Raw genomic sequence first — 23,079 nt, 5'->3', positions numbered from 1 at the left:
AACTGGGGATCGGAATCGGCAGGAGAGGGCTCAGCCTAGCTGGAAGCCTTGACCTTCTTCGGGGGAACGATCGCGTCTTTCACGGCCTTGGCCACGCGGAACTTTACGACCTTCTTGGCCGGGATCTTGATGGTGGCGCCAGTGGCAGGGTTGCGGCCGGTGCGGGCCTTACGCTCCTGACGAACCAGCTTACCGATACCAGGCAGCGTTGCTTCGCCAATTTTCTTTGTTTCGCGGACAGCGATCTCGGCGTACAGGGTAATGAATTCCTTCGCTACCTTGTTCGAAAGCGTCATCTTCTCCGCGAGTTCCTTGATCAGCTGGGATTGCGTCATGCGATCAGCCATAAAACTTGCTCCTTAACAATCAGACTTTTTACGGCCTGTGCCATAAAAAACATTTCTTCGTAAAAATGTTTCAGCCTCAAGCGCACCCTCATCATACGGGAAGCTCGAAGGCGAAGTAAAGAGAAAAAAACGACAAAAGGCCCGAAAAACGGGCCTTTTGTGAGGTAGGAGGGCTCGAAAGGCCCATTTTGCGGGCAGAAGACACTCCTGCCCGCGTGATCGTATTGATTTTTCAGCCCTTCGGAGCGTCCTTCTTTGCTTTCGTCGGGATATCGAGAGGAGCATCCGCAGCCTCAATCTTGGCAGCAAGACCGAGAATCTTACGCAGTTCCGTATCGATTGCAGTAGCCGCGTCGGGATGATCCTTCAGGAACTGACGGGCATTCTCGCGCCCCTGACCGATGCGCTCGCCCTTGTAGCTGTACCAGCTCCCGGACTTCTCCACCAAATTCTGCGCCACGCCGATATCGAGTAGGTCGCCTTCGACGCTGATTCCCTGGCCGTACATGATGTCGAACTCAGCCTCGCGGAAAGGAGGAGCCACCTTATTTTTCACCACTTTGACCTTGGTGCGGTTGCCGGACACGACGTCCCCATCCTTAATGGCGCTGATGCGGCGGATGTCGAGGCGGACGCTCGCGTAGAACTTCAACGCACGGCCACCCGAGGTGGTCTCCGGATTGCCAAACATGACGCCGATTTTCTCGCGGATCTGGTTGATGAAGATCAGGCAGGTATTGGACTTCGAACAGATTCCCGTCAGCTTTCTCATCGCCTGAGACATCAGGCGGGCCTGGATGCCGACAAAGGTGTCGCCCATTTCGCCATCGAGCTCGGCCTTGGGCACAAGCGCAGCGACAGAGTCAATCACCAGAATGTCAACGGAATTGGACTGGACCAAGGTGCTGGCGATCTCAAGCGCCTGTTCCGCATAATCGGGCTGTGAAACGAGCAGATTTTCGGTATCGACACCGAGAGCATTCGCGTAAATCGGGTCGAGAGCGTGTTCTACGTCGATGAAGGCGGCGATTCCGCCCGCTTTCTGCGCTTGCGCAACGCACTGCAGGGCGACGGTGGTTTTCCCAGAAGATTCCGGCCCAAATACTTCGATGATGCGGCCACGCGGCACGCCGCCAATGCCAAGTGCATAGTCGAGGGAAATAGAACCCGTGGAAATCGACTGGACCTGGACCATCGCTTCCGACGCACCCAGACGGGTAATGGACCCTTTGCCGAATTGCTTCTCAATTGCGCCAAGTGTCGCAGTCAGGGCGCGTAGTTTCTCATTCTCTGCCATAGGAACCACGATTATAGCTCGAAAACACTATGAGGCGATTAAAAAGCGAAGAAGAAAGTCTGCAGCCTTCGTAATTCCGATGCGTGGGGTGATCAGCACGCGGGAATCCGGGATTTTTTCCCCTTGGTGGATCCGGATTGGCCCCTTTGTGAAATCCACCCCATAGTGGCTGAGCTCAATGCCAAGGCCGCGGGTGAGCCGGCCGGGACCGGTGAAGTCCCCAGCCGCCCGGATCAGAACACAGCCCGGGGTGCCCTCCGGCTCAACGACGACATTCAGCATCTTATGGATGCCGTAGTTCAGATAGACATAAGCATGACCGGGCGGCCCAAAGATGACTTCGGTTCGTTTCGTGCGTCCGGCAAAGGAGTGCGCAGCAGGATCGTCCTGGGGGAGATAGGCCTCCGTTTCGCGAATCTGGGCGGCCTGGTCCCCCAGCACTAGCCACATGCCGAGAAGTTCACGTGCGACTGTGGCTGTGTCTCGCGAAAAGAAGTTACGATCTAAGATTGTGCCGAACTCATTACGGCTCTTCACTGGCCTGTCCATCGAATATCCTGTCCGCCGGAACCTTGAGCTGGTTCTCGAGCACTTGCGCCCGCTTGCTCCCATCCATTGGAGCCCTTCCGACAATTTTCACATCACCACCTGCTTCCTGGGCGCCTGGGAGGTGGACCGGGTGGAGGAGCTAAAGCAAGCCCTCTCCCTGGTGCCGAAAACCGGCCCCATTGCGACTCGTATTGGAGGCTTTGGCTGGTACCCGAATCCGCACCATCCGCGTGTCCTGGTCACTGGCGTACAAGCACCGGAAGCATTGCATACCTTGGCACGGACCACCAATGAGGCCTGTGCCAAGCTCGGCTTCCAACCGGAGAAGCGGGACTACTCGCCCCACCTGACCATCGCCCGCATCAAAGGCGAGCAAGACGTCCGGGCCCTGCGCACAGGAATTGCACAGTTGCCCAGTGCAGATTTCGGAATGAGCACGGCAACGAAGTTTTTGCTGTACAAGAGCGAGCCTGGCGAGACGGCCAGCAGCTACAAGGTGATCGGAGAATTCGCACTTTGAATAACACGGCGATGTGGTTGATTCCGCTCTGCTTTCTGCTGGGAAGCCTGCCCTTTGGAGCGTGGATTGTACGTCTGAAGACCGGCAAGGATGTCACCGCCATGGGGAGCGGCAACATTGGCGCAACCAATGTACTGCGCACGACAGGCAAGCTGGCAGGGATCCTGACGCTCGCACTTGATATCGGAAAGGGTGTCTTGGCCGTCTGGCTTGCCGATCATTTTACGGAAGGGAATGCGCTTTGGATGTCAGCCGCCGCGGTCGCGGTGATGCTTGGGCATGGTTTTTCTCCCTTCATGAACTTCAAGGGCGGCAAGGCAGTGGCGAGCTTTGCCGGCGCCTTTGCCTACCTGACGCCGCTGCCTTTCTGGTGCATCGCGCTGCTCTTTGTCGCCGTGGTTGCCTATAGCCGATATATCTCGCTTGGCTCCGTACTGGGAGCGATTTTCTTCCCGTTTGCCGTCTGGTTGATTCTGCATCCCAGTTGGCCGGTACTACTCGCTTCGCTCATCGCGGGCGTATTTGTGACCTGGCGGCACAGCGCCAATATTGAGAGGCTGCGCGCCGGCACTGAGAATCGATTCCAATGGCGCAAGAGTTAACGATCCTGGGCGGGGGAAGTTGGGGAACCGCACTTGCCATCGTCCTTGCTCCTCGCTTTGAGCGCATCCATCTCTGGGTTCATTCCGAAGCGCTCGCAACGCAGATGCAAGCCTCACGAGTGAATGGCGTGTATTTGCCTGGTTTCCTGCTCCCGAAGAATGTGCTTGTCTCGCCGCGACGGCACCTGTCGCCGTGGGTGATGACAGTGGTGCCATCGGCGCATTTGCGAGGAGTTTTGCAGGCAGTAGCCTGCGAAGCACAACAGCCGCTCCATTGGATCAGCGCGACAAAGGGCATTGAGGCCGGGAGCTTTCTGCGCATGTCCCAGATTGGCGAAGAATGCCTCGCAACAAAGCTCGCTGCGCCGCCAGCCGTTTTGACTGGGCCGACCTTTGCCCGCGAAATCGCCGCTGGAGCACCCGCCGCCATTGTCGCGGCCAGTGTCGATGCGGCCTTTGCACGCGAGGTACAGACGGTCTTCTCCGTCGATAATCTGCGTTTCTATACCAACAGCGATGTGACCGGCGTCGAGCTTTCCGGCGCACTCAAAAATGTGATGGCGATCGCGGCCGGCGCGGCAGAAGGCTTGCAGCTCGGAAGTAACTCCATGGCGGCGCTGATCACGCGCGCCTTGGCCGAGATGAGCAGGCTGGTACAAGCGCTCGGGGGACGGGCAGAAACCGTGTCCGGACTGGCGGGCCTTGGCGACCTGGTCCTCACCTGCCACGGCCAGTTGAGCCGTAACCGCAGGGTGGGAGTCGAACTTGCTCGCGGACAGAGCCTGGCGGCCATTCTGGCATCAACGCCGATGGTGGCAGAAGGGGTGGAGACAACGGCCACCGCTCTTGCGCTAGCGGCGCGGCATGGCATCGAGATGCCGATTGCCGAGGCCGTAGCCGCAATGCTTGCGGGACGTCCAGCCGCTGAGGTATTGCGGCAACTAATGGGCCGTACGCCCAAGGCAGAATGCTAAGACGGCTAGTGCGATGATGTTGCAAGATGTGGCGAGCTGCACTCCTGCTGTTCCTTGCAAGCCTGAGTTGGGGTCAAATCCTGCTTCGGGAGAATGACTGGCGCGCCAAAGAAATCGCGACCTACTTTGAAGGCGGGATTGAGACGATCCGCAAAGAATCCTCCAGGTTGAATTGCGAGATCCAACCCATCCCATCCCGCCTGTCCTACAACTTTCAATTCTGGACTGGCTACGACGTCCTCGTCCCAATGCGGGAGTTCGCCAGCGGGGGACGGGACAAGCCCATCTTGATGGCCCTGGAAGTGATCTCCGAAACCAACGGTAAGAAGAGCTACTTCTTCGCCCCGGCCCAATTGCCCCGCAATGCGCCCCCCGAAGCCTGGACAAGTAAGAACACGATGATGAATCTGGGCGGAGGCTTTCTCACCGGCCCGGGACGCTTTCGCGTCTCTCTCCTCGTAGCCGATGGACAGGGCCGTACCTGCACCAAGGCATGGAAGCTGGAGGCGGCAAAGCTCGATGTCCCACTGCAGCTTGCGCCGGGAGCCGTAGCCGCCAATGGACTCAATACATGGAAGGGGCTGGTGGGTGGCAGTGGAAAGCTCAGCCTTTATGTCCATGCCGCGCCTCTTCTTCGCCGGAAGGTGAAGGCAAAACTTTCCGCCTGGGAACAGAATGTTCTGCTGAGTTCGATGAAGAGCCTGCTCGAAAGCGGGGGCTTTGAGGAAGCCAGGGTGACGGTCTTTGATTTCGACGGGCGCAGGGTGTTGTTCGAGAGTGAGCATTTCGACGCAGCAGCCTTTGAGAAGCTCACCGAAGCCCTAGCGGATCTGAATCTGGGAACGGTCTCGGCGAAGACCTTGGCCGGACCCGATGAAAGCAGTCTGCTCGCCGATCTGATGGGCAAAGAGCTGCAACGCAACGGACCAAGTAATGCCGTTGTCTTTCTCGGGCCCTCCTGGCGCTATGGTCCCAAAATCTCCCCCTTGTTACGGGAGCAAAGGAATCAGATGCCGCCCACCTTCTATGTCACTCTGACACCCTGGCAGTCCTCAACTTCCGATCTGATCGAGAAGTTCGTGAGGACCGGCCCCAAAGGCAAAGTCATTGCAGTCTATCGGCCCGAAGATCTGGCAAGAGCGATCCGCGAGATTCGAGAAAAACGCAATTCTCCCGCAATCCCCGGGCCTAATGTGATGGAATAATCTCCTGCGTATGAACACTGTTTGGACTCAAAGCTATGAGATGGGTGGACTAGGACTTTGGGGTAGCGCCCTGGTGGCGGCGATTCCGATCTTTGTCCTCCTGGTGATGCTTGGAGTATTGCGAAAACCCGCATGGATGGCGGCGATGAGCGGTCTGGCATCGGCTCTCGTGGTGGCGCTGGCCGGCTATGGAATGCCTGGCTTGATGGCAGTGTCCAGCGTCGGCTATGGCGCAGCTTTCGCGTTGTTTCCGATCACCTGGATTATCTTCTGGGCCATCGCCCTATACCGGCTGACAGTGATCACCGGCAAGTTTGAAGTGATCAAGCAATCGATCGCCTCGCTCACCGGCGAAAGACCACTACAAGCGCTGCTGATCGCCTTTGCGTTTGGCGCATTCATTGAGGGCGCCGCGGGCTTTGGAACGCCGGTCGCTGTGGCCGCCGCAATGCTGGTAGGCGTGGGCTTTGGCGCCTTTGAAGCATCGGCAATCTGCCTGTTAGCCAATACAGCGCCGGTCGCATTCGGATCGATCGGAATTCCAGTGGTGACACTTGCCGGCATCACCGGCCTGCCACTGCCGGAGCTCAGCGCGCAAGTGGGCCGGCTCTGCGCCCCGGTCTCCTTCCTCATCCCCGCCTATCTGATTGCCGCAACCGAGGGCTTTGCGGTGATGCGCAGAGTGCTCTTCCCTTCTCTGCTCTGTGGCGGCGCATTTGCAAGCGTCCAGTTTCTGGTTTCGAATTATCTGGGCGCGCAGTTGGTCGACATCCTCAGTTCACTCAGCGCCATCATCGCGCTGCTGTTGTATCTGGTGATCAAGAAGAACTCCTCCCTCGCCTTGCCGATTGGCCAGGTGTTCCACGCCTGGAGCCCCTACCTGCTGCTGGTGGGCTGCGTCCTCGTCTGGGGGCATGAGCCGATCGCCAAGATGCTGAATGCCAGCGCCATGAAGATCGAGTGGCCGATGCTCCACAATTTGGCGATGCGCATGCCACCTGTCATGGTGAAGCAAACCACCTATGCGGCGGTGTTCAATTTCAATCTCCTGGCCGCTGCCGGCACTTCCTGCATGGTCGCAACCATCCTCAGCGCCTTGGTACTGAAGGTAACCCTGAAGCAGTTCTTCCATGTCGTCCAAGAGAGCGCCGTGCAATTGCGGCTGCCCACCCTGACCGTGTGCAGCGTGCTCGGTATGGCTTTTCTGATGAATTACTCCGGCGCCACCGGAACGCTCGGTCTCGCCTTTGCAGCAACCGGCGTGTTCTTCCCCTTCTTCAGTGCAATGCTCGGCTGGCTTGGCGTGTTCCTGACGGGAAGCGACACCAGTGCGAATGCGCTGTTCGGCAACCTGCAAGTGGTCACCGCGGGCAAACTCGGCCTCGATCCGGTGCTGATGGCAGCATCGAACTCTTCCGGCGGCGTGATGGGCAAAATGATCTCGCTGCAGACCATTGCCGTCGCGGCCGCGGCAACAAAGATGTCAACCGAAGATCAGGCCAGGCTCTTCCGCTTTACCTTCAAACACAGTGTCCTGCTGGCCAGCATCATCGGACTGCTGACCTTTGTGTACTCCAGGCTCTAGGCCAGAGAAAGACAAAGGCCACCGCAAAGCAGACTCCGCCAGACAGCCAAAACGCGAGATCGTATTTGCCCAGGCCAGTACGAATCGCGCCCGCACCAAAGGCTGCGAGCGAAGCGCCGAGTTGGTGCGAGGCTCCAATCCAGCCATACACGACACCGACATTCTCCCGTCCGAAATAGTCGGAGGTCAGTCGCACCGTGGGCGGTACGGTGGCAATCCAATCGAGGCCATAGAAGATCGCAAACCAGGCCAAGGCCGTGCCCCCTTGGGCAAGCGTCGCGGGCAGAAATAGTAGCGAGATGCCACGCAACGCATAATAGGCAAACAGCAGATAACGGCCCGAGTAGCGATCGGTGAGCCAGCCGGAAGCGGAGGTCCCAAGGATGTCGAAGATCCCCATCATCGCGAGCAATCCGGCGGCCTGTACCTCTGCAATGCCGGAATCGTGGCAAGCCGGAATCAGATGCGTGCCGACAAGGCCGTTGGTGCTGGCACCACAGACAAAGAAGCTGCCGGCCAACACCCAGAACGCCTTTTGCTTCGAGGCCCAGGCCAGCGCCGCCAGCGGAGACTTCGGCGGCGCGGTTGGAGCCACCGTCGCATGAGTCCAGCCGTAGGGCTTGAGGCCCAGGTCTTCGGGACGATCCCTCAGGAAGAGGAAAGCAAGCAGCGACATGATGGCAGCCGCAATGGCGACCAGTGTCGACGCACTCCGCCACCCGCTTGCCACCACAGTCGTCGCCAGCAGCGGCAGGAAAACGAGTTGCCCCGTCGCATTGGCCGCAGACAGGACGCCAATGACCAAGCCACGCCTTTCCTCAAACCAGCGGTTGGTCACGATAGCGGCAAAGACTAAGGCCGTCATCCCGGACGCACTGCCCACCAGGACACCCCAAAGCAAGGTGAATTGCCAGAGCCGCGTCATCTGGCTGGTGACACCAACGGCAACCGCAAGAACAAGCAGCGCCGACACAACGATCCTCCGGATGCCGAAACGATTCATGAGCGACGCCGCAAAAGGGCCGATCATTCCAAAGAGAGCAATATTGACGGCAATGGCGGCCGAGATCGCGGCTCGCGTCCAACCGAACTCCGCCTCCAGAGGCACCATCAGAATACTGGGGGTCGCCCGGACTCCAGCAGAAGCAATCAGAATCAGAAACGAGATCGCTGCAATGACCCAAGCGTAGTGAATGCGCACGATCTTCTAGGGTCGCACTTCAAAATCCACGGAACGAACGAAGAACTGTTGCTTCTTCGGCGCGTTCAGATCCCGAATCGCCACCTGCAACACATAGCCGCCTGCTTGGGTGCCGGGACCGAGTTGGACAGAGCCAATGAGGCTATATGACGAATCCGGGGCAAACTCAGGCCGAAAGGGGGTCAGCGTGCCGGTATAGATCTGCTTGCCTTCCCGATACAGCACAATCTGCGTCTCCAGATCGGCATTCTTTTTTCCCTGATTCACCTTCGCGTTATAGATAAATCCTCCATAAGCGAGCTTGGCGCCAGGTTTGAAGATGCGTTGCGTCGGTCCACTTTGAGGTTGTCCGTTTGTTTCCCAATCAGAGACACTCAGCACTAGATCCGACATCGCGAGCCGCTTGTTCCTGAGATCCGGAATTTCGATGAAATGCATCGAAGATCCAGTCCGCTTTGAGCTTTGGTCCATGATGGCGGCACGCAATTGATAGGCTCCCGGACGTTTGACCGGCACCTCCACTTCCTGCCGTAGCCCACCCTGCTTCAGCTTCTCAAAGGCGCTCCCGCGCGACTTGATCGTATGCATCTTGCCAACCGACTCCGCCCGCTGCCCGGACTCATCGTAGAGCATCACCAGTTGATCGATTGAGGTCTCAAACCAAGGCGCCTGATTCTTGTCGCCCGCATCTGCCGGCACCTCTTTATAAGTAAAGTTCGACGCATCGATGTGCAACAATGCCCGGATCTTCGCGCCCTCCGTTGCATCGTCGTAGTAGATGGGACTCACCTTCAAACCAACCTCTGTTGCTCGAAAAGGGGAGGTCATGGAGGTGACAAGATTCGAGGAAGACGTGCGGTCCGCTTCCTGGTCTGGCTCGCCATAAAAGCCCTTGCGATACCGGAGCTTGAGGCCAGATCGATTGACCTTCACAGAGAACTTATGGAACTTCGCCTCTCCCTTTGCCTTCTCGAACGTAGCGTCGTCCGGACGGAAAGAGATCAGGTAATAACCCTCCTGATCATCCAAGGCTCCCTTGAGTGCGGCGCCAATGTCATTGGTATTGCCGTAGAAGACTCCACCGGTTTGATCGGCGAGCATGAGCATTCCGTCTTGCGAGGAAAGGAAATCGTTACGCCTCTCCTGCATCTGGCTCAGGGCGCGGAAGGGCTCGGATGAGGGCTTATCGGCAGCCGTCATTCCATTGACACTCAAGCCCCGTGGATCAATCGGATACAGCACCACACCAGCTCGATTGGCCGCGTCAATCAACCCTTCGAGAGACTGGAGGGTGCGTTGCCGAATGCCACCGCTCATCCCCGGCATCATCCGCATCTCAGCACTCATCCCGGAGTTCGTCATCCCACGCGGCTGATCGATCATCTGAAGACTTTCTGAAAACAGGATGAGCGACTTACGTCCCGGCAACTCCTGCAAACCCTTCACAACAAAGCGAGCAGTCGCGAGCATCCCCGCCGTGAGCAGATCCTGGCGCTCTCGCCGCTGGATATCTTCCCGCAGCCGCATCTCCATTGCCTGCTGAGCCAGCGTCGGATTGTCAGACTGCTCCATGCGCTCGTCGTCGACGGGAGCCAGCGAATCCACCGCATTGCGATTGCGAAAGCCTGTCCGGTCCACCGCAACCAGCAACTGCCGCTTGTCGGTTGTAAATTGCTGGAGCATGCCGACCCCGGAAGAAGATCGATACAGCGCAACAAAATCGCCCGGCTGGATATGTTCCTCGATAAATTTCTTCAACGCATTCTTCGCTCTGTCAATGCTTTCCATCGACAAGCTGAGGTCGTCGATGTAAATGGCGATCGTTCTGCGAATGTCCTGGCGGCGCGGCTGTACGGACGGCAGTGCTGCGACAGGCAGGCCCGCAAGAGCAGGCCCGACACGTGCCGCCCCAGGACGCTGCCCGGAAACATAAAGCACCTTGTCGATCGTTTGCCGCTTGCCGTCGCGCAAGACTTCGAAATCGCTTACGCTGAGGTCCGGAACATCGCGCCCGCTCTTGTCCGTCACCTTCACATCCAACTGAATCAAATTGACGTTGACGCGAATTGTGTCGTCTGGCGCCACCTGCCCCGAGAGCATGGATAGCGCCATGAGCAGACACAAAAATTTCATAGCGTTATTGTATGTCCCGGCCTAAATTCCTCGATACGAATATCTGAAAAATCACTGAGTAAAGATCGTAATTCTGCAGGAGTTCCCGTAAGCGCCGGAAAAGTGCCATAGTGCATCGGCACAATCGTTTTGGCCTGGAGCAGACGGCAAGCGTGCGCAGCCTGCTTCGGCCCCATCGTGTAGAAGTCACCGATGGGCAGAAAGGCAATCTCCGGCTTGTAGAGCGCTGCCAGAAGCGCCATGTCGCCAAAGACATCGGTATCGCCAGCAAAGTAAATTGACCGCCCATCGGGCACGGTGAGAATCAAGCCACAAGCTTCTCCCAGATAGACGGAGCCATTCTCGCCCTCCTCGCTTGAGGAGTGGAAGGCGTGCGTCAAGGTGACAGAAAGTGGGCCAAGCTTTACGGTGCCACCTTTATTGAAGCCAATCGTATTGGCAACGCCCTTCGAGGCGAAGTGGCCGCACAACTCCACAATTCCGAGCACTGGACAACGGAACTCCGCGGCAAGCGCCACCACGCTACCGGTATGATCCGAGTGGCCATGAGAAAGCAGGATGCCATCGACACGCGAAGGCTTGTAGTCTTTGGGAGCTTTCGGATTGCCAAGCCACGGATCGAGAAGATAGGTTTCACCGCTTTCGAGCTGCAAGGCAAAGGAACTGTGGCCAAGCCACGTAACGTCGATCATGCGCCTATTGTCGCAAGGCCGTCAGGGGATCGGGGTGAGGGTCACCGGTGGCTTTGCGTTCATTGGAACTTCGCCGAAAAGCCCACGCACCAGAGCTGCCTCGCTGGTGACGGTCGTCGAAAAAGTGGCCACCTTCGCGGCAACCTGCGGAAAGCGCCGGAGGAGATAGGGGCTCCCCAAGGCGCAAAGAACTACCGGGGCGGGCCTGGACAAGACGGTCTCAAGAAAGCCGGTGAAATTCCCTGGCAAAATCAGATCGCCTTTGTAGGAGGCAGCCGGAACAAAAGCAGCAACCACCACAGGTGAGCAGTCGCCGAGTTGAGCCGCAGAGTCAGCGAGCTCTTCCGGCTTCATGGACGGCTCCAACCACAGCGTCTTCATTTGGGGAGAACGGGTCAAAGCGTCTTCGATCATGCGCCGTCCGGAGGTCGTCTGCTTCGCCTCGGCCAGAACCACCAGACAAGCCTTGGCCGGATCCCGCAACGGCAGTATGCCGCCTTCATTGCGAATCGTCGCCAAGGCCTTCTCGGCCACGGTCTGCGCCAACTCGGCAAACTCAGGAGAATCAATCTGTTCACTGATCTCTTCGAGATTGACCAGACGATTGTGGAAGAGCCCCAGGCGGTGCTTGGCGCTGAGGATCTTCACGACGCTCTGATGGATGCGGGCCTGGGTGAGACGGCCGGACACAATCGCGTCCATCACGCCCTTGATCGCTGCGTCGGCATTACTCGGGATCAGCAACACATCGATCCCCGCCTCAAGCGCACGAACAGAAGCCTCTCCTGCGGAATACTGCCGACTCAGCCCTTGCATGTCCATCGCGTCGGTGACCGCAAGCCCTTCAAAGCCAAGCTCCTTGCGCAGCAGTCCCTGAATTACCTTTGCAGAAACGGTGGCCGGAATGTCCTGCTCCTCGATCGAAGGAACAGCAAGGTGCCCTGTCATGACGCCATCGACCTTCGCCGCAATGGCAGCCTTGAAGGGTATGAGCTCAAGACGGTCCAGGCGTTCGCGATCGGCAGAGATCCGGGCCATGCCGACATGCGTATCGGTAGCCGTATCTCCGTGACCGGGAAAATGCTTCACCGTGACCAGGATGCCGTTCTCCTTCGCCTCGTGAGCCCCTTCGATGAAGGCTTGGACGTGCGCAGCCACCAGTTGCGGATCTTCCCCGTAGCTCCGCGTATTGATGATTGGATTATCGGGGTTATTATTGACGTCCGCGTCGGGCGCAAAGACCCACTGGAAGCCAAGAGCACGGGCTTCGCGCGCAGTGGCGGCGCCGGCTCTGCGCGTGGCGCTCAGATCATTAGCCGCGCCATAAGCCATCGCGTGCGGGAACTTTGTCGTATGCAAGAGTCGCATCGAAGCACCCCGTTCGAAATCGCCGCCCACCAAGAGCGGCAACTTCGACCCTTTCTGCATGCGATTCAGAAAAGAGGCTACCGCAAAGGGTTCCGCTTGCAGCACCTGCCCGCTGGGCGTGCGATTCAACAGAATCAATCCACCAACTCCGGTCTGGTGCACGAGCCGGTAGAATTCCTGATACTCCCGGCGCTGGCGCGAAGGATTGTCGCCATAGAAAGGAATGATGACAAGCTGAGCCACCATCTCGCGCAGGGTCAGCTTGCGCATGACTGCACGGACTTCAGGAGCTGTATTGCGAGGAAAGTGGATTGGGAGGGTGGGAATCGTAACAGGCGCGCTAGGCTTCTTCGAAACCGCGCGGGCAGAGCGGCGCTGGGCCAGCCCTGGCACACCGATCAAACACAACAGAAGGATGAGAGAAAAGAATTGCCGCGACAATTCCCACTATAACCTTCTACAGACCTCTTAGCTGGCTTTGCCTTTTGCTTTTGTGGCCTTAGCGGGGAGTTGCGAGGCAGGGCCCTTGCGAAGCGCCTTGCGGGTCAGCAGCCGCTTCACGGTGCTGATCAGAACCTGCACTTCATTCGCACTTTTCTGGACCACCACGTCGGCTCCAGATTCGCTCTCGTGCAAGCCAGAACTATCGGCAAAACCGGAGAGCAACACGATCGGAGCTGGATACAAGCGGTTTCTCAGCTCTCGAATCAATTCAATACCATCGAGCTTTGGCATCTTCCAATCCGTGATGACCAGATCGAAGCTTTGGGCCTCCGTCAAACCTAAGGCGTCTTGCCCATTCACAGCCGTCACTACGGTATGACCCAACTCCTGCAGAACAGCCCGGCGCGCCGCTAACCCCATCCTGTTGTCATCCACCAAAAGAATAACTGCGGACGGGGATGAGGAGGGTGACTTGCTAATTCTCATGCGGACCATTGCAAGGTAGCAGAGAAAAAATTGCCCCGTCAATACTTTCCTATACGCCTCATTTCGCAAAGGTTTTACCGCTTGACATCGGACTGTAACCCGTTGGGCAGAATTACTCCACTTCGCGCGGGGCGGTGTAACCGATCTTGGCAACGATCTGGTACTTGATCGGTTTGTTCTTCTCGTCGGTGATGCGCAACGGCTCATTCGTAGCAGGATTGATCAGTTCCACTTTGAGCTTGCGGAATTTGCCGTCCTTGGCCTGATTGGTGGGAGCGAAGGTCAGAGAATACTGATTGCGCATCGCTTGGTGGATTGCCCCATAAATGCTGGGAAATTCACCGAAGAAGCGCGGAAAAAAGCTCATTCCGCCCGATTCTTTGGCGAAAGTCCGCATCTGATTGTCGGCCTGGAGAAAGTCCAGACGCTGGATCGCGCCCATGCCGCCACGAGCATCGACAATCTCCCGCAGCGCTTGCATAATACCGATCGCATAGATCGGCACGCCAGCAGCCTGAATCTTCTTTCTCGTCTGATCGAAAGTCTGTTTCGAGAAGGTGTCGATTCCGGAGGCAATCAGCACCATCGCTTTGCGTCCTTCAATCTCTGTCATGCGCTCTGCGGTGTCTGTAATCGCATCATAGAGGTTGGACTCACTGAAGGCGGCAATGCGCAGGCGCTGCATGGCTTCGTAGGCTTTGCGCTTATCGGTTGCAAAATCACTGAGGATTTCCGGACGCAGGTCATAGGCAACCACCGCCACATAATCTTCCGGCTTGAGCGTCTCAAGGAAGCCATAAGAGGCCTGCAGCGTTTCGTACCAACTGCTGGTCCAATACTGCTGGAACAGGTTCGAGAACTCGATCACCATGCAGATGGTCATGGGCGCTTCGCCCATCGAGAAGTTTGAGATTTTTTGGGGTACGTTGTCTTCGAGGATGCGGAAGTTGCCGGCAGGAATATTCGGGATGAAGCGGCCTTTGTTGTCCAACACAGCAACATCCACATTGACGCTGGTCGAGTCAGTACGGAAGGTAGGCATTCCTTCTGGCAGATCCACCTGGCCTTTTTTGTTCAGTTTTGAAGGAATCTTTGGCAACTCGCTCTCAACCGGAGCATCTTTATCGCCTGACTTCTTGCGAGGTTTTGCAACGGTTTCGCCGCTTTCCTTCTTCGGCCCACTCTGCGCTTGCACGGAATCGATCATGGACAGAGCCCCAATCGACAAACCCGCAACGAGCATCAGCGCGACCAGAGGACTTGCGAAACCACGAGAGAACAAGACCGGAGACTTCATGACACCCACTTTAACGCAGACTGCACAACTGCTTAGTGGACGCGCGGCCCATCCTTGCGGTTCTGTTTGGACATGTAAACCTGAAACTTTTTCCGGGCACGCCGCAGCCGGTACTCGCGCCATGCTCCGGTGACCCGGCTGAGTAAAGATTCCCGGGTATAGCGGCTCCGGTTCAACTGGCGCTGTCCGAAGCTGGTCTTCAAGAGCAAGTAGCCGACGATCATGCCGCCCAGATGAGCAACATGGCTGACACCGCTGCCGCTCTTCGGAATGCTCAGAAAGGTAATGGCGCCCACGATCATCACCATGTACTTCGCCTTGATCGGGAACAGGAAGCTCATCAGAACCGTGGAATCCGGAAAGAGCACGCCAAAGGCGAGCAGCAAGCCAAAGATGGCTCCGCTCGCGCCGATGGTGGAGGTATAGGGATCCCCCGTGAGGTACCCGGCCAGAATCACACAGAGGCCAGCACCGATGCCGCAACCGAAGTAATAGCGCAGAAACCGCTCGGTGCCCCAGGTCTCTTCCAGCGTCTTGCCGAACATATACAGCGCCAGCATGTTGAAGAGAATGTGGCTGAATCCATTGGGATCATGCAGGAACAGGTAGGTGAACACCTGCCAGACCTGCAAACCCTCAACAGCCTTTACCGGGGTCAGGCTAAAGGGGGAAAATAACCACCCGTAACCCGGCTGTGGAATGGTTGCGATGAAGTACAGCAGAAAAATCGCGACATTGCTGACCAACAGCCATTTCACTCCCGGAGGAATGGACATGGAAGGCGTCGCGTAATAAGAACTACCACCTGGATATCGCATGCTGAGAAACCAACCAATGCCTCGCGGCTAACACCACGATATCAAAGCACTCTCACTGCTTGTTCAGGCTTTTCTCAAATGCGGTCTCAACGGACCACATTACGACACCCAGAACGGCCCACAGCTGCCAATGGGAGGCAAGGCCATCTGAAATCAAGAACTCGGAGGTCCAACCGAGATCAGCAACAAAACGCCACGTGGCAAGAAGAAATGCGGCCAGAGAGGCCGGTTTCAACAAGAACATCAGGAGCCGCAGCGCTTGTAAAGTATCTTCTCCGAATTGAAAGTCGGGCAGAATTTGCGCTGGGATCGCTCGAACCAAAACTTTGACAGACATTTTTAGAGTGAACCCTTAGCTACTAAGTAAGATGCAATCGCAATGCCAAAGGATGCGAGCATGGCTTACTGAGCAAATACGCGCCGAAACGGGCGCGTTCCGCTCATCCGTTGGAGGGAGGTCTGAAATTCTTTCCCTATTCCTGTCAGGAATATTGAAAAAAACCGCCGCCCTCTCAAGAGAGCGGCGGCGGTTTTCACAACGGTCCAAAAATATGGAGAGCTGGATTACTTGCGGGGCTCCATCACCTTAGGTGTGGCCAAATAACCCACAATGACATCTTTTTTCACTTGGTTGACTACAAGTTCATACGGCTGCCGAGCCTTCGAAGTGAGGAACTGCACCGGTTCATTGACGGTCTTGTCCTTCTTCTCGACGCGAGTGTCATCGACCGTAACTTCGATCGTGTAGCGGTTCTTCTTCTGGTCGGTCTTCTTCAACTGGACCATGATGTCGCCAACACGAGTCGGGGTCTTGGTTTTGCCGAGGTTGAACTCGTAATAGTTGCGCTCGCCTAGCCGCTTGAGCGCCTCCAGCTCTTTGCCATTGGTCGCGATATAGCCACTCTGGACACCGAGGTCGCCCGTGACCTTCGTCAGATTCGCAATGGTCTTCTCCAGTTCGGACTTCGTGTTCGACACATCCGTCTTCACCGCAGAGACTTCGGTCTTCACTTCGTTCACCTTGGTCTCAGCCACTGCCGAAGCCTCGCCGACCTTCTGTGTGATCTCGGTCGAGAGCTGCTCCTTGGTCTTGCGCTGTTCGTTTTCCAGACGGGCAGCCATCTGTGTCACCTTCGTATCCGCTTCGACCTTGGCTTGGCCAACAGCCATGGCGGCCTGGCGGCGCGCCGTCTCTAACTGCTCCTGCATGGCTTCCAGATTGCGGCGGCTGGTTTGCGAAGATGCAGTAGCCGTCTGCCGCACATCGCTCAACTTCTCTTCCAGTTGCACCTGGACCTTGTCCATCTCGCCGCGCATCTTATCGAGCTGCAGGAACAACCAGACATTGGACGCCAGTAATGCGATCACGGCGCCAAACAGGATCGGGATCTTCAAGCCACCACCACTGTTCGCAGCCTGTGGCTGCCCTATTTGCATATCGGACATATTTCGATTCTCCTCGTTGGCTCAATTTACCAGATTCGTAGCGGGTGTCGCTTTGCGCTCAACAGGATAGCGTCCTTAACCGCGAGAAACGGGTCGCGAGAAGGGTAACATTTCCTGCTTGGGGACCCCTGCCTCAAAACAAGCGCGGCAGCGCGCTTCATACATCCCGGCCGCTCCCACAACGATTAGATCCTCGCTCTCAACCAGGCGTTGCGTTTGTTTTGCAGGATTGCCACACCTCATACAAATGGCCAAGGTCTTGGTGATGCTCTCCGCCATGGCGAGCAAGTCGGGGATGGGAGGAAAGGGCCGTCCCATATAGTCGGTATCAAGACCAGCCACAATGACGCGCTTGCCGGAATCAGCCAGTTGCCCACACACTTCTACTAAGCCGGGGCCCATAAAGTTGGCCTCGTCAACGCCAATCACTTGTGTCCGCCAATCGAGCTGCTTCAAGATCTCGTCGGCGCTGTTGACAGTGGTCGATCCGAGACGCTGGTCACTGTGGCTGACAATCTCTTCTTTTGAATAGCGGTTATCCAGAACGGGTTTGAATACTTGTACACGGCGACGCGCGATCATGGCCCGGCGCAGTCTCCGAATCAACTCCTCGCTCTTGCCGGAAAACATTGGGCCGCATACCACTTCAATCCAACCCATGTTGCCTGCCAAAAAGTCCATACGGGATAGTGTTACATGATGTCCCTCCAACGTCGCGTGATCGAAGCGGAGATTCTGGACTCCTTGCCCGATGAGGAAGCAGCCCTGAATTTGCAGGATCTTGTGCGCCTCAATCGGTGGACTCTCGCACACCGGGAACTCGTGCACCGATTACGTGGCATTTATGCCAGCAATGCCTCTTTTCGATTCCTGGATATCGGGTCCGCCACCGGAGATATGGGCGCCGCCGTACAGGCAGCTTTCCCAAATGCAACGATTTTCTGTCTCGATCTGAAATTGAGGAATCTACGAATCAGTAAAGGTTTGCGCATTCAGGGAGACGCTTTTTCCCTCCCCTTGGCGGCGGGAAGCATGGATGTGGTGCACTGTTCCCTCTTTCTGCACCATTTTGACCACGCCCAGTGCCGGCTCTTGTTGCTCGAAATGGAGCGTGTCAGCCGGCATGTCATTTTGATTCAGGATCTCTTCCGGCACTGGCTGTCGTATTGGTTTCTACCCCTCACCCGGCCGTTCTTCCGGTGGCACTTCGCTATGGTCAGCGACGGACAGAAGAGTGTCGCGGCAGCTTGGCGCCGGACGGAGCTGGAAAAGCTTTTAGATAGTGTGGATCTGCTGCCACGGGCAGAGATCCGGTGGCATTTCCCTTCGTTTCGCTATTTCATCGCCATAATGGCACTTCGTTAACATATCTTTTCGACTTTTGCGACACTTTTTTATTGCACCCCAAAAACTCTTTTGAGAGAATCAAGCGAAGTTTTTTTATGCAGTCCTCACCTCCGGAGGACTGTGCCAGTCAGGAGACACCAGTGGTGAAAGAAAAAGGTAAAGTGAAGTGGTTTAATAACGCGAAGGGCTTCGGCTTCATTCAGCGTTCCACGGGCGAGGATGTATTTGTACATTTCTCTGCAATCGCGATGAATGGCTATCGCTCACTCGATGAAGGCGTCGACGTTGAATTTGAGGTCAAGCAGGGCCCGAAGGGGCTCATGGCAGAAAACGTTATGCGCGCATAAGCATCCCTACCTAAGAATCAAACGAAAAGGCCACCCTGCCCCGGGTGGCCTTTTCTGATCTTACGGAGCCGGCTGGATCACAGTGACCCCAATTCCACTCGGGCGTTTTGCATCGTGATAGACACGCTGCGTCGCCTTCACAAAATCCCCCCGCGTCATGTTCGGCACATCGCCAAAACGCTGCGGGTTCAAATCGACGAGCGGAAACCAGCTACTCTGCACCTGGACCAGAATCCGATGCCCCCGCCGGAAGCTGTGGCAAACATCGGGCATCTCAAAATTCACCTCAAATAGCCGCAAGGGCTCGATCGGCTTTGGCCTCTCGAAACTTTCCCGGAACTTCGCGCGGAAGGGTTCCCCACGCAGCAGTTGCTCGTAACCGCCATGCTCGGGGAAATCATTCGGATAGACATCGATCAGCTTCACGATATAGTCAGCGTCAGTCCCCGTCGAAGACAGGAACAAGTGGGGCTGGAGAGGCCCCGCGACAATCACGTCCTCCTCCAGCACATCACTCAAATAGCTGAGAACATCTGGCCGCGAGGAGGCAAAGCGTTGGTCACTCACCATGTATTCCTGCGCCATCCCAAGCGTGGTGTAGCCGGTAAAAGGGACGGGTTTGGCCGGGTCACTCAGGTATTCATCCAGACTCTCGGCCTCGGTGGGAGGACTGAAACTCAGTTTGCCTCCCGCATGAAAGTACAGCCGCTTCGTCTCGCCTTGAGGTGGCCAGGAATCGAAATGGCGCCATCGATTCGTGCCAGTTTCAAAGACAATCGCCCGGCTCAGCTTGGGGTCTGGAGCCCCCTTCAAATGATGCTCAAAGAAAGGGAACTCCACATTCTCACGAAACCAGGGCGACGTCTTCTGGCCAAAGCTGACCGGGCCGAGCTTGCTTCCCTGCCCGCGAGCCCAGCCGCCATGCACCCACGGTCCCATGACCAGGGTGTGCTGCGTGACAGGACTCTGCTTGGATAACGAGGCATCAAGGCGCAGCGGCCCCTGCAAGTCTTCCGCATCGAACCATCCGCCCACAGTCAGCACCGCCGGAGTGACCGCCTTCAAGTGCGGCGCCAGATTCCGCGACTTCCAGAACTCATCATAAGAAGTGTGCGCCAGTAAATCCGTCCAATAAGGACTCTCGTGCTTGAAGTACTTCTCGTCGCCATTCGAGAGCGGCCCCAGATCGCGATAGAACTGATAGCCGTCCGGCGTACCGAATTCGAAACGGCGAGCGTTGGGATCGGGGAGTTCCGGCTCTGTCTTCTTCTTTCCAAAGAAGGCATAGAACCCGAAGTTTGCAGCCAGATAGAAAGCGCCATTGTGATAGGCGTCATCGCCTAAGAACAGATCGAGGATGGGGGCCTGCGGGCTGGCAGCCTTGAGCGCCGGATGCGCTTCAATCATTCCTGCCGCCGCGTAGAAACCGGGGTAGGAGATGCCGACAATCCCAGCCTTGCCATTGTTGCCCTTGATATTTTTGACCAGCCACTCGATGGTGTCGTAAGTGTCCGTCGCTTCATCGACATCCTGCGCCCCACGCTTGAGAGCACGATGGGGCGTCATCTCCACGAATACGCCCTCGCTCATGTAGCGTCCGCGCACATCCTGGTACACAAAGATGTAGCCACTCTTGAGAAACATCTCATTCGGCCCCAGGCTGGCACGGTAACGGTCCACACCGTAGGGCGAGCAACTGTAGGGCGTGCGGCTCAGCAGAAAGGGATAAGTCTGCAGTGGATCCTTGGGCATGTAGATGCTGGTGAAGAGCCGCTTCCCATCGCGCATCGGAATCCGATACTCGTATTTCGTATAGTTCGCCTGGACATAAGCCGCTTGCTCTTCCGCGGTCAACGGCTTGGCGGGAGTACTCTGCGCCCAAGATCCTAGATGAAAAAGAAGAAGCAAAGCAACCAAACGCATACGGCTCATTATAGAATCGCGGAATGCCCGGGACCCTCCTCTACGAAGCCACCGCCGAGTTTATCGGCACCATGATCATCATCCTCTTCGGCGCTGGCGTTGTCGCCATGACCCAACTCTTCGGCACAGGAACGCCAGGGGAAATCGTGAATGGAGGTTTTACGAACATCACGCTAGGCTGGGGCTTGGCTGTGATGATGGGGGTCGCCGTGAGCGCAAAGGTGAGCGGCGCGCATCTGAATCCGGCAGTGACCATTTCTCTTGCGATCTTTCGAGGCTTTTCCTGGTCGAAGGTGCTTCCCTACCTGGCCGCACAGTTCACCGGCGCCTTCTGCGGCGCGGCGTTAGTCTATTTGAACTACCGGCCGGCCTTCCTTGCCCACGACCCCGGCCTTGAATCGACGGCCGGTGTCTTTTCCACCTTCCCTCGCTTCCCCGAAATTCCCCTGGCTGGCTTTGTCGATCAAGTCATCGGCACCGCATTGCTGCTGTTCTTAGTTCTTGCCGTAACCGACGAGAACAATCTGCAGGCGCCGCCCTGGCTCACGCCGATGCTCGTCGGCCTGATTGTTGTCGCGATTGGAATGAGCTTCGGCAGCCTGCACGGCTATGCGATCAATCCAGCCCGCGACTTCGGCCCGCGGCTCTTCACCGCCATTGCCGGCTTCAAGCACAATGGACTCACCGACGGAACTTATGTCTGGCTGATTCCTTTCTTTGCCCCTATCCTTGGTGGTATCGTCGGCACTGCGGCATATGATTTCACCATCAGAAAGACTCTTTAATGGCAGACCGGCATGAACTCTGGCTTCTGCGCCACGGCGAGACCGAATGGAGCCTGAGCGGCCAGCACACCGGCTGGACAGATATCCCCTTAACTCCGAACGGCGAGCAGCAAGCGAGGAATCTCGGCATCGCCCTGGCCGGACGTCCCTTCGCAGAAGTCTGGGTCAGTCCCTTACAACGCGCCCGTGCCACCTGCACGCTTGCAGGCTATGGCAGCCAGGCCCAGCCCAAGGACAACTTGAAGGAATGGAACTATGGGCAGGTAGAGGGCCTGACGGCAGTGCAAGTGCGGCAGTCTGTTCCGGGTTGGACAATCTGGAAGGACGGAGCGCCCGGCGGCGAAACCATCGAACAGGTTTACGACCGCGCGGGCAAGGTGATTGAAGAAGCGAGCCACGTCCCTGGCGATGTCGCGCTCTTCGCACATGGCCATATCCTGCGGCTTCTCGCGGCGAACTATCTGGGCCTGCAGCCGAACGATGCACAGCTCTTTGCGCTCGGAACGGCGACGATCAGCATTCTCGGCTGGGAACAGGACCGGCGCGTGATTCGCCGCTGGAATCAACCCACCAGCTAGAGACGGAGCTTGCGATGCTCCACCATGATGCAGTGGTCCATCACGACGTCCAGACCGCCTGCTTCGGCAATCCGCTTGGCATCCTCGTTCTCGATGCCAAGCTGTAACCAGAGCGCCTTCGCGCCAACAGCAACCGCTTCGGCTGCAATCGGAGGCGTCTGGTCGGCACGGCGAAACACATTGACAATATCAATCGGCACAGGCACATCGCTCAGATGGGCATAAGCCTTCTCCCCCAGCACTTCGGTCTCGTTGGGGTTCACCGGAATGATTTTGTAGCCATAGTGCTGCAAAGCCTTCGCAACACCAAAGCTGGTGCGTTCCGGATTGCCGGACAGTCCAACAACCGCAATCGTCTTGGACTCTCTTAGGATCTGCTCAATCGTTCTCATCCGCTTCATCCATCTTGAGGATATGCTTGAATTTGCGCACTTCCTCTGGAGTGAGATGCCGCATCTGTCCGGACTTCAGCGAAGCCAGTTCCAGGAATCCGATCTTGACGCGCTTCAGCTTCTCCACAAGAAACCCGAAGTGCTTGAACATCATGCGGATCTGATTCTGGCGTCCTTCGGTCAACTGGATTTCATACCAGGGATTCTCAGCCCGATTCAGCGCTTTGATGCCAGCGGGCTTCGTCTTCTTCCCGAAGAGCGGCACGCCATTGCGAAACTCCTCGAGCTGCTTCTCGGTCAGCGCGCCGGTCGCCTTCACCACGTAGGTCTTGACGATATTCGTCCGCTTGCTCATGATGCGATTGGCAAACTCGCCATCGTTCGTAAACAGCAACAAACCTTCGCTGTGATAGTCCAGGCGGCCAATTGGATACACGCGTTCCTTAGCGCCGCGAATCAGATCTGCCACCGTCTTCCGCTTCTGTGGATCGCTCATGGTGGTGACCACTTCGCGCGGCTTGTGCAGCGCGAGATAGACCATATTCTGCGGCTTATGCAGCAGCTTGTTATCAACCTTGATGTGGTCGCGGCTCAGGTCGGCCTTGCTGCCGAGGGTATTCACCACCTTGCCGTTGACCTTTACGCGGCCTTCGAGAATAATCTCTTCCGATGCACGGCGGCTTGCGATCCCTGCCTGCGACAGGATTTTCTGTAATCTTTCTTCAGCCACAATGGACCATCCG

General features: G+C 57.0%; 24 protein-coding genes. 9 read left to right on the top strand and 15 right to left on the bottom strand.

Features of this window, described 5'->3' with window-relative positions:
* Window positions 1-35: 35 nt before the first annotated feature.
* The 3 genes from M017_RS0122375 to M017_RS0122365 form a co-directional block, all read right to left on the bottom strand.
* Window positions 36-347 carry an HU family DNA-binding protein gene (locus M017_RS0122375; protein WP_031500420.1) on the bottom strand — a complete coding sequence of 104 codons (312 nt, stop codon included), beginning with the start codon at window positions 345-347 and terminating at the stop codon, window positions 36-38.
* A gap of 232 nt (window positions 348-579) precedes the next feature.
* Window positions 580-1,644, bottom strand: coding sequence for a recombinase RecA (gene recA / locus M017_RS0122370; RefSeq protein ID WP_031500419.1), 1,065 nt, complete (start codon window positions 1,642-1,644; stop codon window positions 580-582).
* A gap of 27 nt (window positions 1,645-1,671) precedes the next feature.
* Window positions 1,672-2,193, bottom strand: coding sequence for a DNA-3-methyladenine glycosylase (locus M017_RS0122365; RefSeq protein WP_051670734.1), 522 nt, complete (start codon window positions 2,191-2,193; stop codon window positions 1,672-1,674).
* On the opposite strand from M017_RS0122365, the gene thpR reads away from it, so the two are divergent.
* From thpR to M017_RS0122340, 5 genes are read left to right on the top strand one after another with little or no spacing between them, the layout of a single operon-like run.
* Window positions 2,156-2,713, top strand: a complete 558-nt coding sequence (gene thpR / locus M017_RS0122360; protein WP_162180012.1) for an RNA 2',3'-cyclic phosphodiesterase — start codon at window positions 2,156-2,158, stop codon at window positions 2,711-2,713. The two genes, M017_RS0122365 and thpR, sit on opposite strands and share 38 nt — an antisense overlap.
* 11 nt (window positions 2,714-2,724) lie before the next feature.
* On the top strand, window positions 2,725-3,315 hold the full coding sequence (gene plsY / locus M017_RS0122355) for a glycerol-3-phosphate 1-O-acyltransferase PlsY (protein ID WP_031500417.1): 591 nt from the start codon (window positions 2,725-2,727) through the stop codon (window positions 3,313-3,315).
* Window positions 3,300-4,289, top strand: coding sequence for an NAD(P)H-dependent glycerol-3-phosphate dehydrogenase (locus M017_RS0122350; protein ID WP_031500416.1), 990 nt, complete (start codon window positions 3,300-3,302; stop codon window positions 4,287-4,289). Before plsY ends, M017_RS0122350 begins: the two co-directional genes overlap by 16 nt.
* Before the next feature lie 26 nt (window positions 4,290-4,315).
* A complete protein-coding gene (locus M017_RS0122345; protein ID WP_031500415.1) occupies window positions 4,316-5,494 on the top strand; it encodes a hypothetical protein in 1,179 nt (392 codons plus the stop codon).
* A gap of 10 nt (window positions 5,495-5,504) precedes the next feature.
* On the top strand, window positions 5,505-7,079 hold the full coding sequence (locus M017_RS0122340; RefSeq protein WP_031500414.1) for an L-lactate permease: 1,575 nt from the start codon (window positions 5,505-5,507) through the stop codon (window positions 7,077-7,079).
* Here M017_RS0122340 and M017_RS29510 read toward each other — a convergent pair.
* From M017_RS29510 to M017_RS0122290, 9 genes are all read right to left on the bottom strand, one after another.
* Window positions 7,042-8,280, bottom strand: coding sequence for an MFS transporter (locus tag M017_RS29510; RefSeq protein WP_202901710.1), 1,239 nt, complete (start codon window positions 8,278-8,280; stop codon window positions 7,042-7,044). The genes M017_RS0122340 and M017_RS29510 overlap by 38 nt on opposite strands.
* A 6-nt stretch (window positions 8,281-8,286) precedes the next feature.
* Complete coding sequence (locus tag M017_RS29980; RefSeq protein ID WP_031500412.1) at window positions 8,287-10,413, bottom strand: VWA domain-containing protein; 2,127 nt, start codon at window positions 10,411-10,413, stop codon at window positions 8,287-8,289.
* Window positions 10,410-11,105, bottom strand: a complete 696-nt coding sequence (locus M017_RS0122325; RefSeq protein WP_031500411.1) for a metal-dependent hydrolase — start codon at window positions 11,103-11,105, stop codon at window positions 10,410-10,412. Before M017_RS0122325 ends, M017_RS29980 begins: the two co-directional genes overlap by 4 nt.
* A gap of 21 nt (window positions 11,106-11,126) precedes the next feature.
* Window positions 11,127-12,914: a glycoside hydrolase family 3 protein gene (locus M017_RS0122320; protein ID WP_051670731.1), complete on the bottom strand. Its 1,788-nt coding sequence runs from the start codon at window positions 12,912-12,914 to the stop codon at window positions 11,127-11,129.
* Window positions 12,915-12,941: 27 nt separating this feature from the next.
* A complete protein-coding gene (locus M017_RS29770) occupies window positions 12,942-13,403 on the bottom strand; it encodes a response regulator (protein ID WP_272945411.1) in 462 nt (153 codons plus the stop codon).
* 112 nt (window positions 13,404-13,515) lie between these two features.
* The gene (locus tag M017_RS0122310; protein WP_051670729.1) at window positions 13,516-14,700 is read right to left on the bottom strand and encodes a VWA domain-containing protein; all 1,185 of its coding nucleotides are present in this window, start codon (window positions 14,698-14,700) and stop codon (window positions 13,516-13,518) included.
* A gap of 32 nt (window positions 14,701-14,732) precedes the next feature.
* Window positions 14,733-15,518 (bottom strand): rhomboid family intramembrane serine protease, encoded by a 786-nt coding sequence (locus tag M017_RS0122305; RefSeq protein ID WP_202901709.1) that lies wholly within the window; start codon window positions 15,516-15,518, stop codon window positions 14,733-14,735.
* Between the two features lie 564 nt (window positions 15,519-16,082).
* Window positions 16,083-16,964, bottom strand: coding sequence for a hypothetical protein (locus M017_RS0122295; protein ID WP_031500405.1), 882 nt, complete (start codon window positions 16,962-16,964; stop codon window positions 16,083-16,085).
* 75 nt (window positions 16,965-17,039) lie between these two features.
* Window positions 17,040-17,645, bottom strand: a complete 606-nt coding sequence (locus M017_RS0122290; protein WP_031500404.1) for a thymidine kinase — start codon at window positions 17,643-17,645, stop codon at window positions 17,040-17,042.
* Between the two features lie 15 nt (window positions 17,646-17,660).
* Between M017_RS0122290 and M017_RS0122285 the strand changes: the two genes are divergently transcribed.
* Complete coding sequence (locus tag M017_RS0122285; RefSeq protein WP_080508090.1) at window positions 17,661-18,329, top strand: methyltransferase domain-containing protein; 669 nt, start codon at window positions 17,661-17,663, stop codon at window positions 18,327-18,329.
* A 125-nt stretch (window positions 18,330-18,454) separates the two neighbouring features.
* Window positions 18,455-18,658 carry a cold-shock protein gene (locus M017_RS0122280; protein ID WP_031500402.1) on the top strand — a complete coding sequence of 68 codons (204 nt, stop codon included), beginning with the start codon at window positions 18,455-18,457 and terminating at the stop codon, window positions 18,656-18,658.
* A 60-nt stretch (window positions 18,659-18,718) separates the two neighbouring features.
* On the opposite strand, the gene M017_RS0122275 is transcribed toward M017_RS0122280, so the two are convergent.
* Window positions 18,719-20,581, bottom strand: a complete 1,863-nt coding sequence (locus M017_RS0122275; protein ID WP_238326010.1) for a CocE/NonD family hydrolase — start codon at window positions 20,579-20,581, stop codon at window positions 18,719-18,721.
* Between the two features lie 23 nt (window positions 20,582-20,604).
* Between M017_RS0122275 and M017_RS0122270 the strand changes: the two genes are divergently transcribed.
* Together M017_RS0122270 and M017_RS0122265 are read left to right on the top strand one after the other, a co-directional pair.
* Window positions 20,605-21,366, top strand: a complete 762-nt coding sequence (locus tag M017_RS0122270) for an MIP/aquaporin family protein (RefSeq protein WP_031500400.1) — start codon at window positions 20,605-20,607, stop codon at window positions 21,364-21,366.
* Window positions 21,366-21,944 carry a histidine phosphatase family protein gene (locus M017_RS0122265; RefSeq protein ID WP_031500399.1) on the top strand — a complete coding sequence of 193 codons (579 nt, stop codon included), beginning with the start codon at window positions 21,366-21,368 and terminating at the stop codon, window positions 21,942-21,944. Before M017_RS0122270 ends, M017_RS0122265 begins: the two co-directional genes overlap by 1 nt.
* Here the strand turns inward: M017_RS0122265 and M017_RS0122260 are convergent.
* Complete coding sequence (locus tag M017_RS0122260) at window positions 21,941-22,336, bottom strand: CoA-binding protein (RefSeq protein WP_051670899.1); 396 nt, start codon at window positions 22,334-22,336, stop codon at window positions 21,941-21,943. The two genes, M017_RS0122265 and M017_RS0122260, sit on opposite strands and share 4 nt — an antisense overlap.
* Complete coding sequence (locus M017_RS0122255) at window positions 22,323-23,066, bottom strand: pseudouridine synthase (protein ID WP_031500397.1); 744 nt, start codon at window positions 23,064-23,066, stop codon at window positions 22,323-22,325. Before M017_RS0122255 ends, M017_RS0122260 begins: the two co-directional genes overlap by 14 nt.
* Window positions 23,067-23,079: the final 13 nt, after the last annotated feature.

The organism is Bryobacter aggregatus MPL3, assembly GCF_000702445.1.
GTDB lineage: Bacteria > Acidobacteriota > Terriglobia > Bryobacterales > Bryobacteraceae > Bryobacter > Bryobacter aggregatus.
This window is presented reverse-complemented; position numbering and strand designations above follow the sequence as displayed.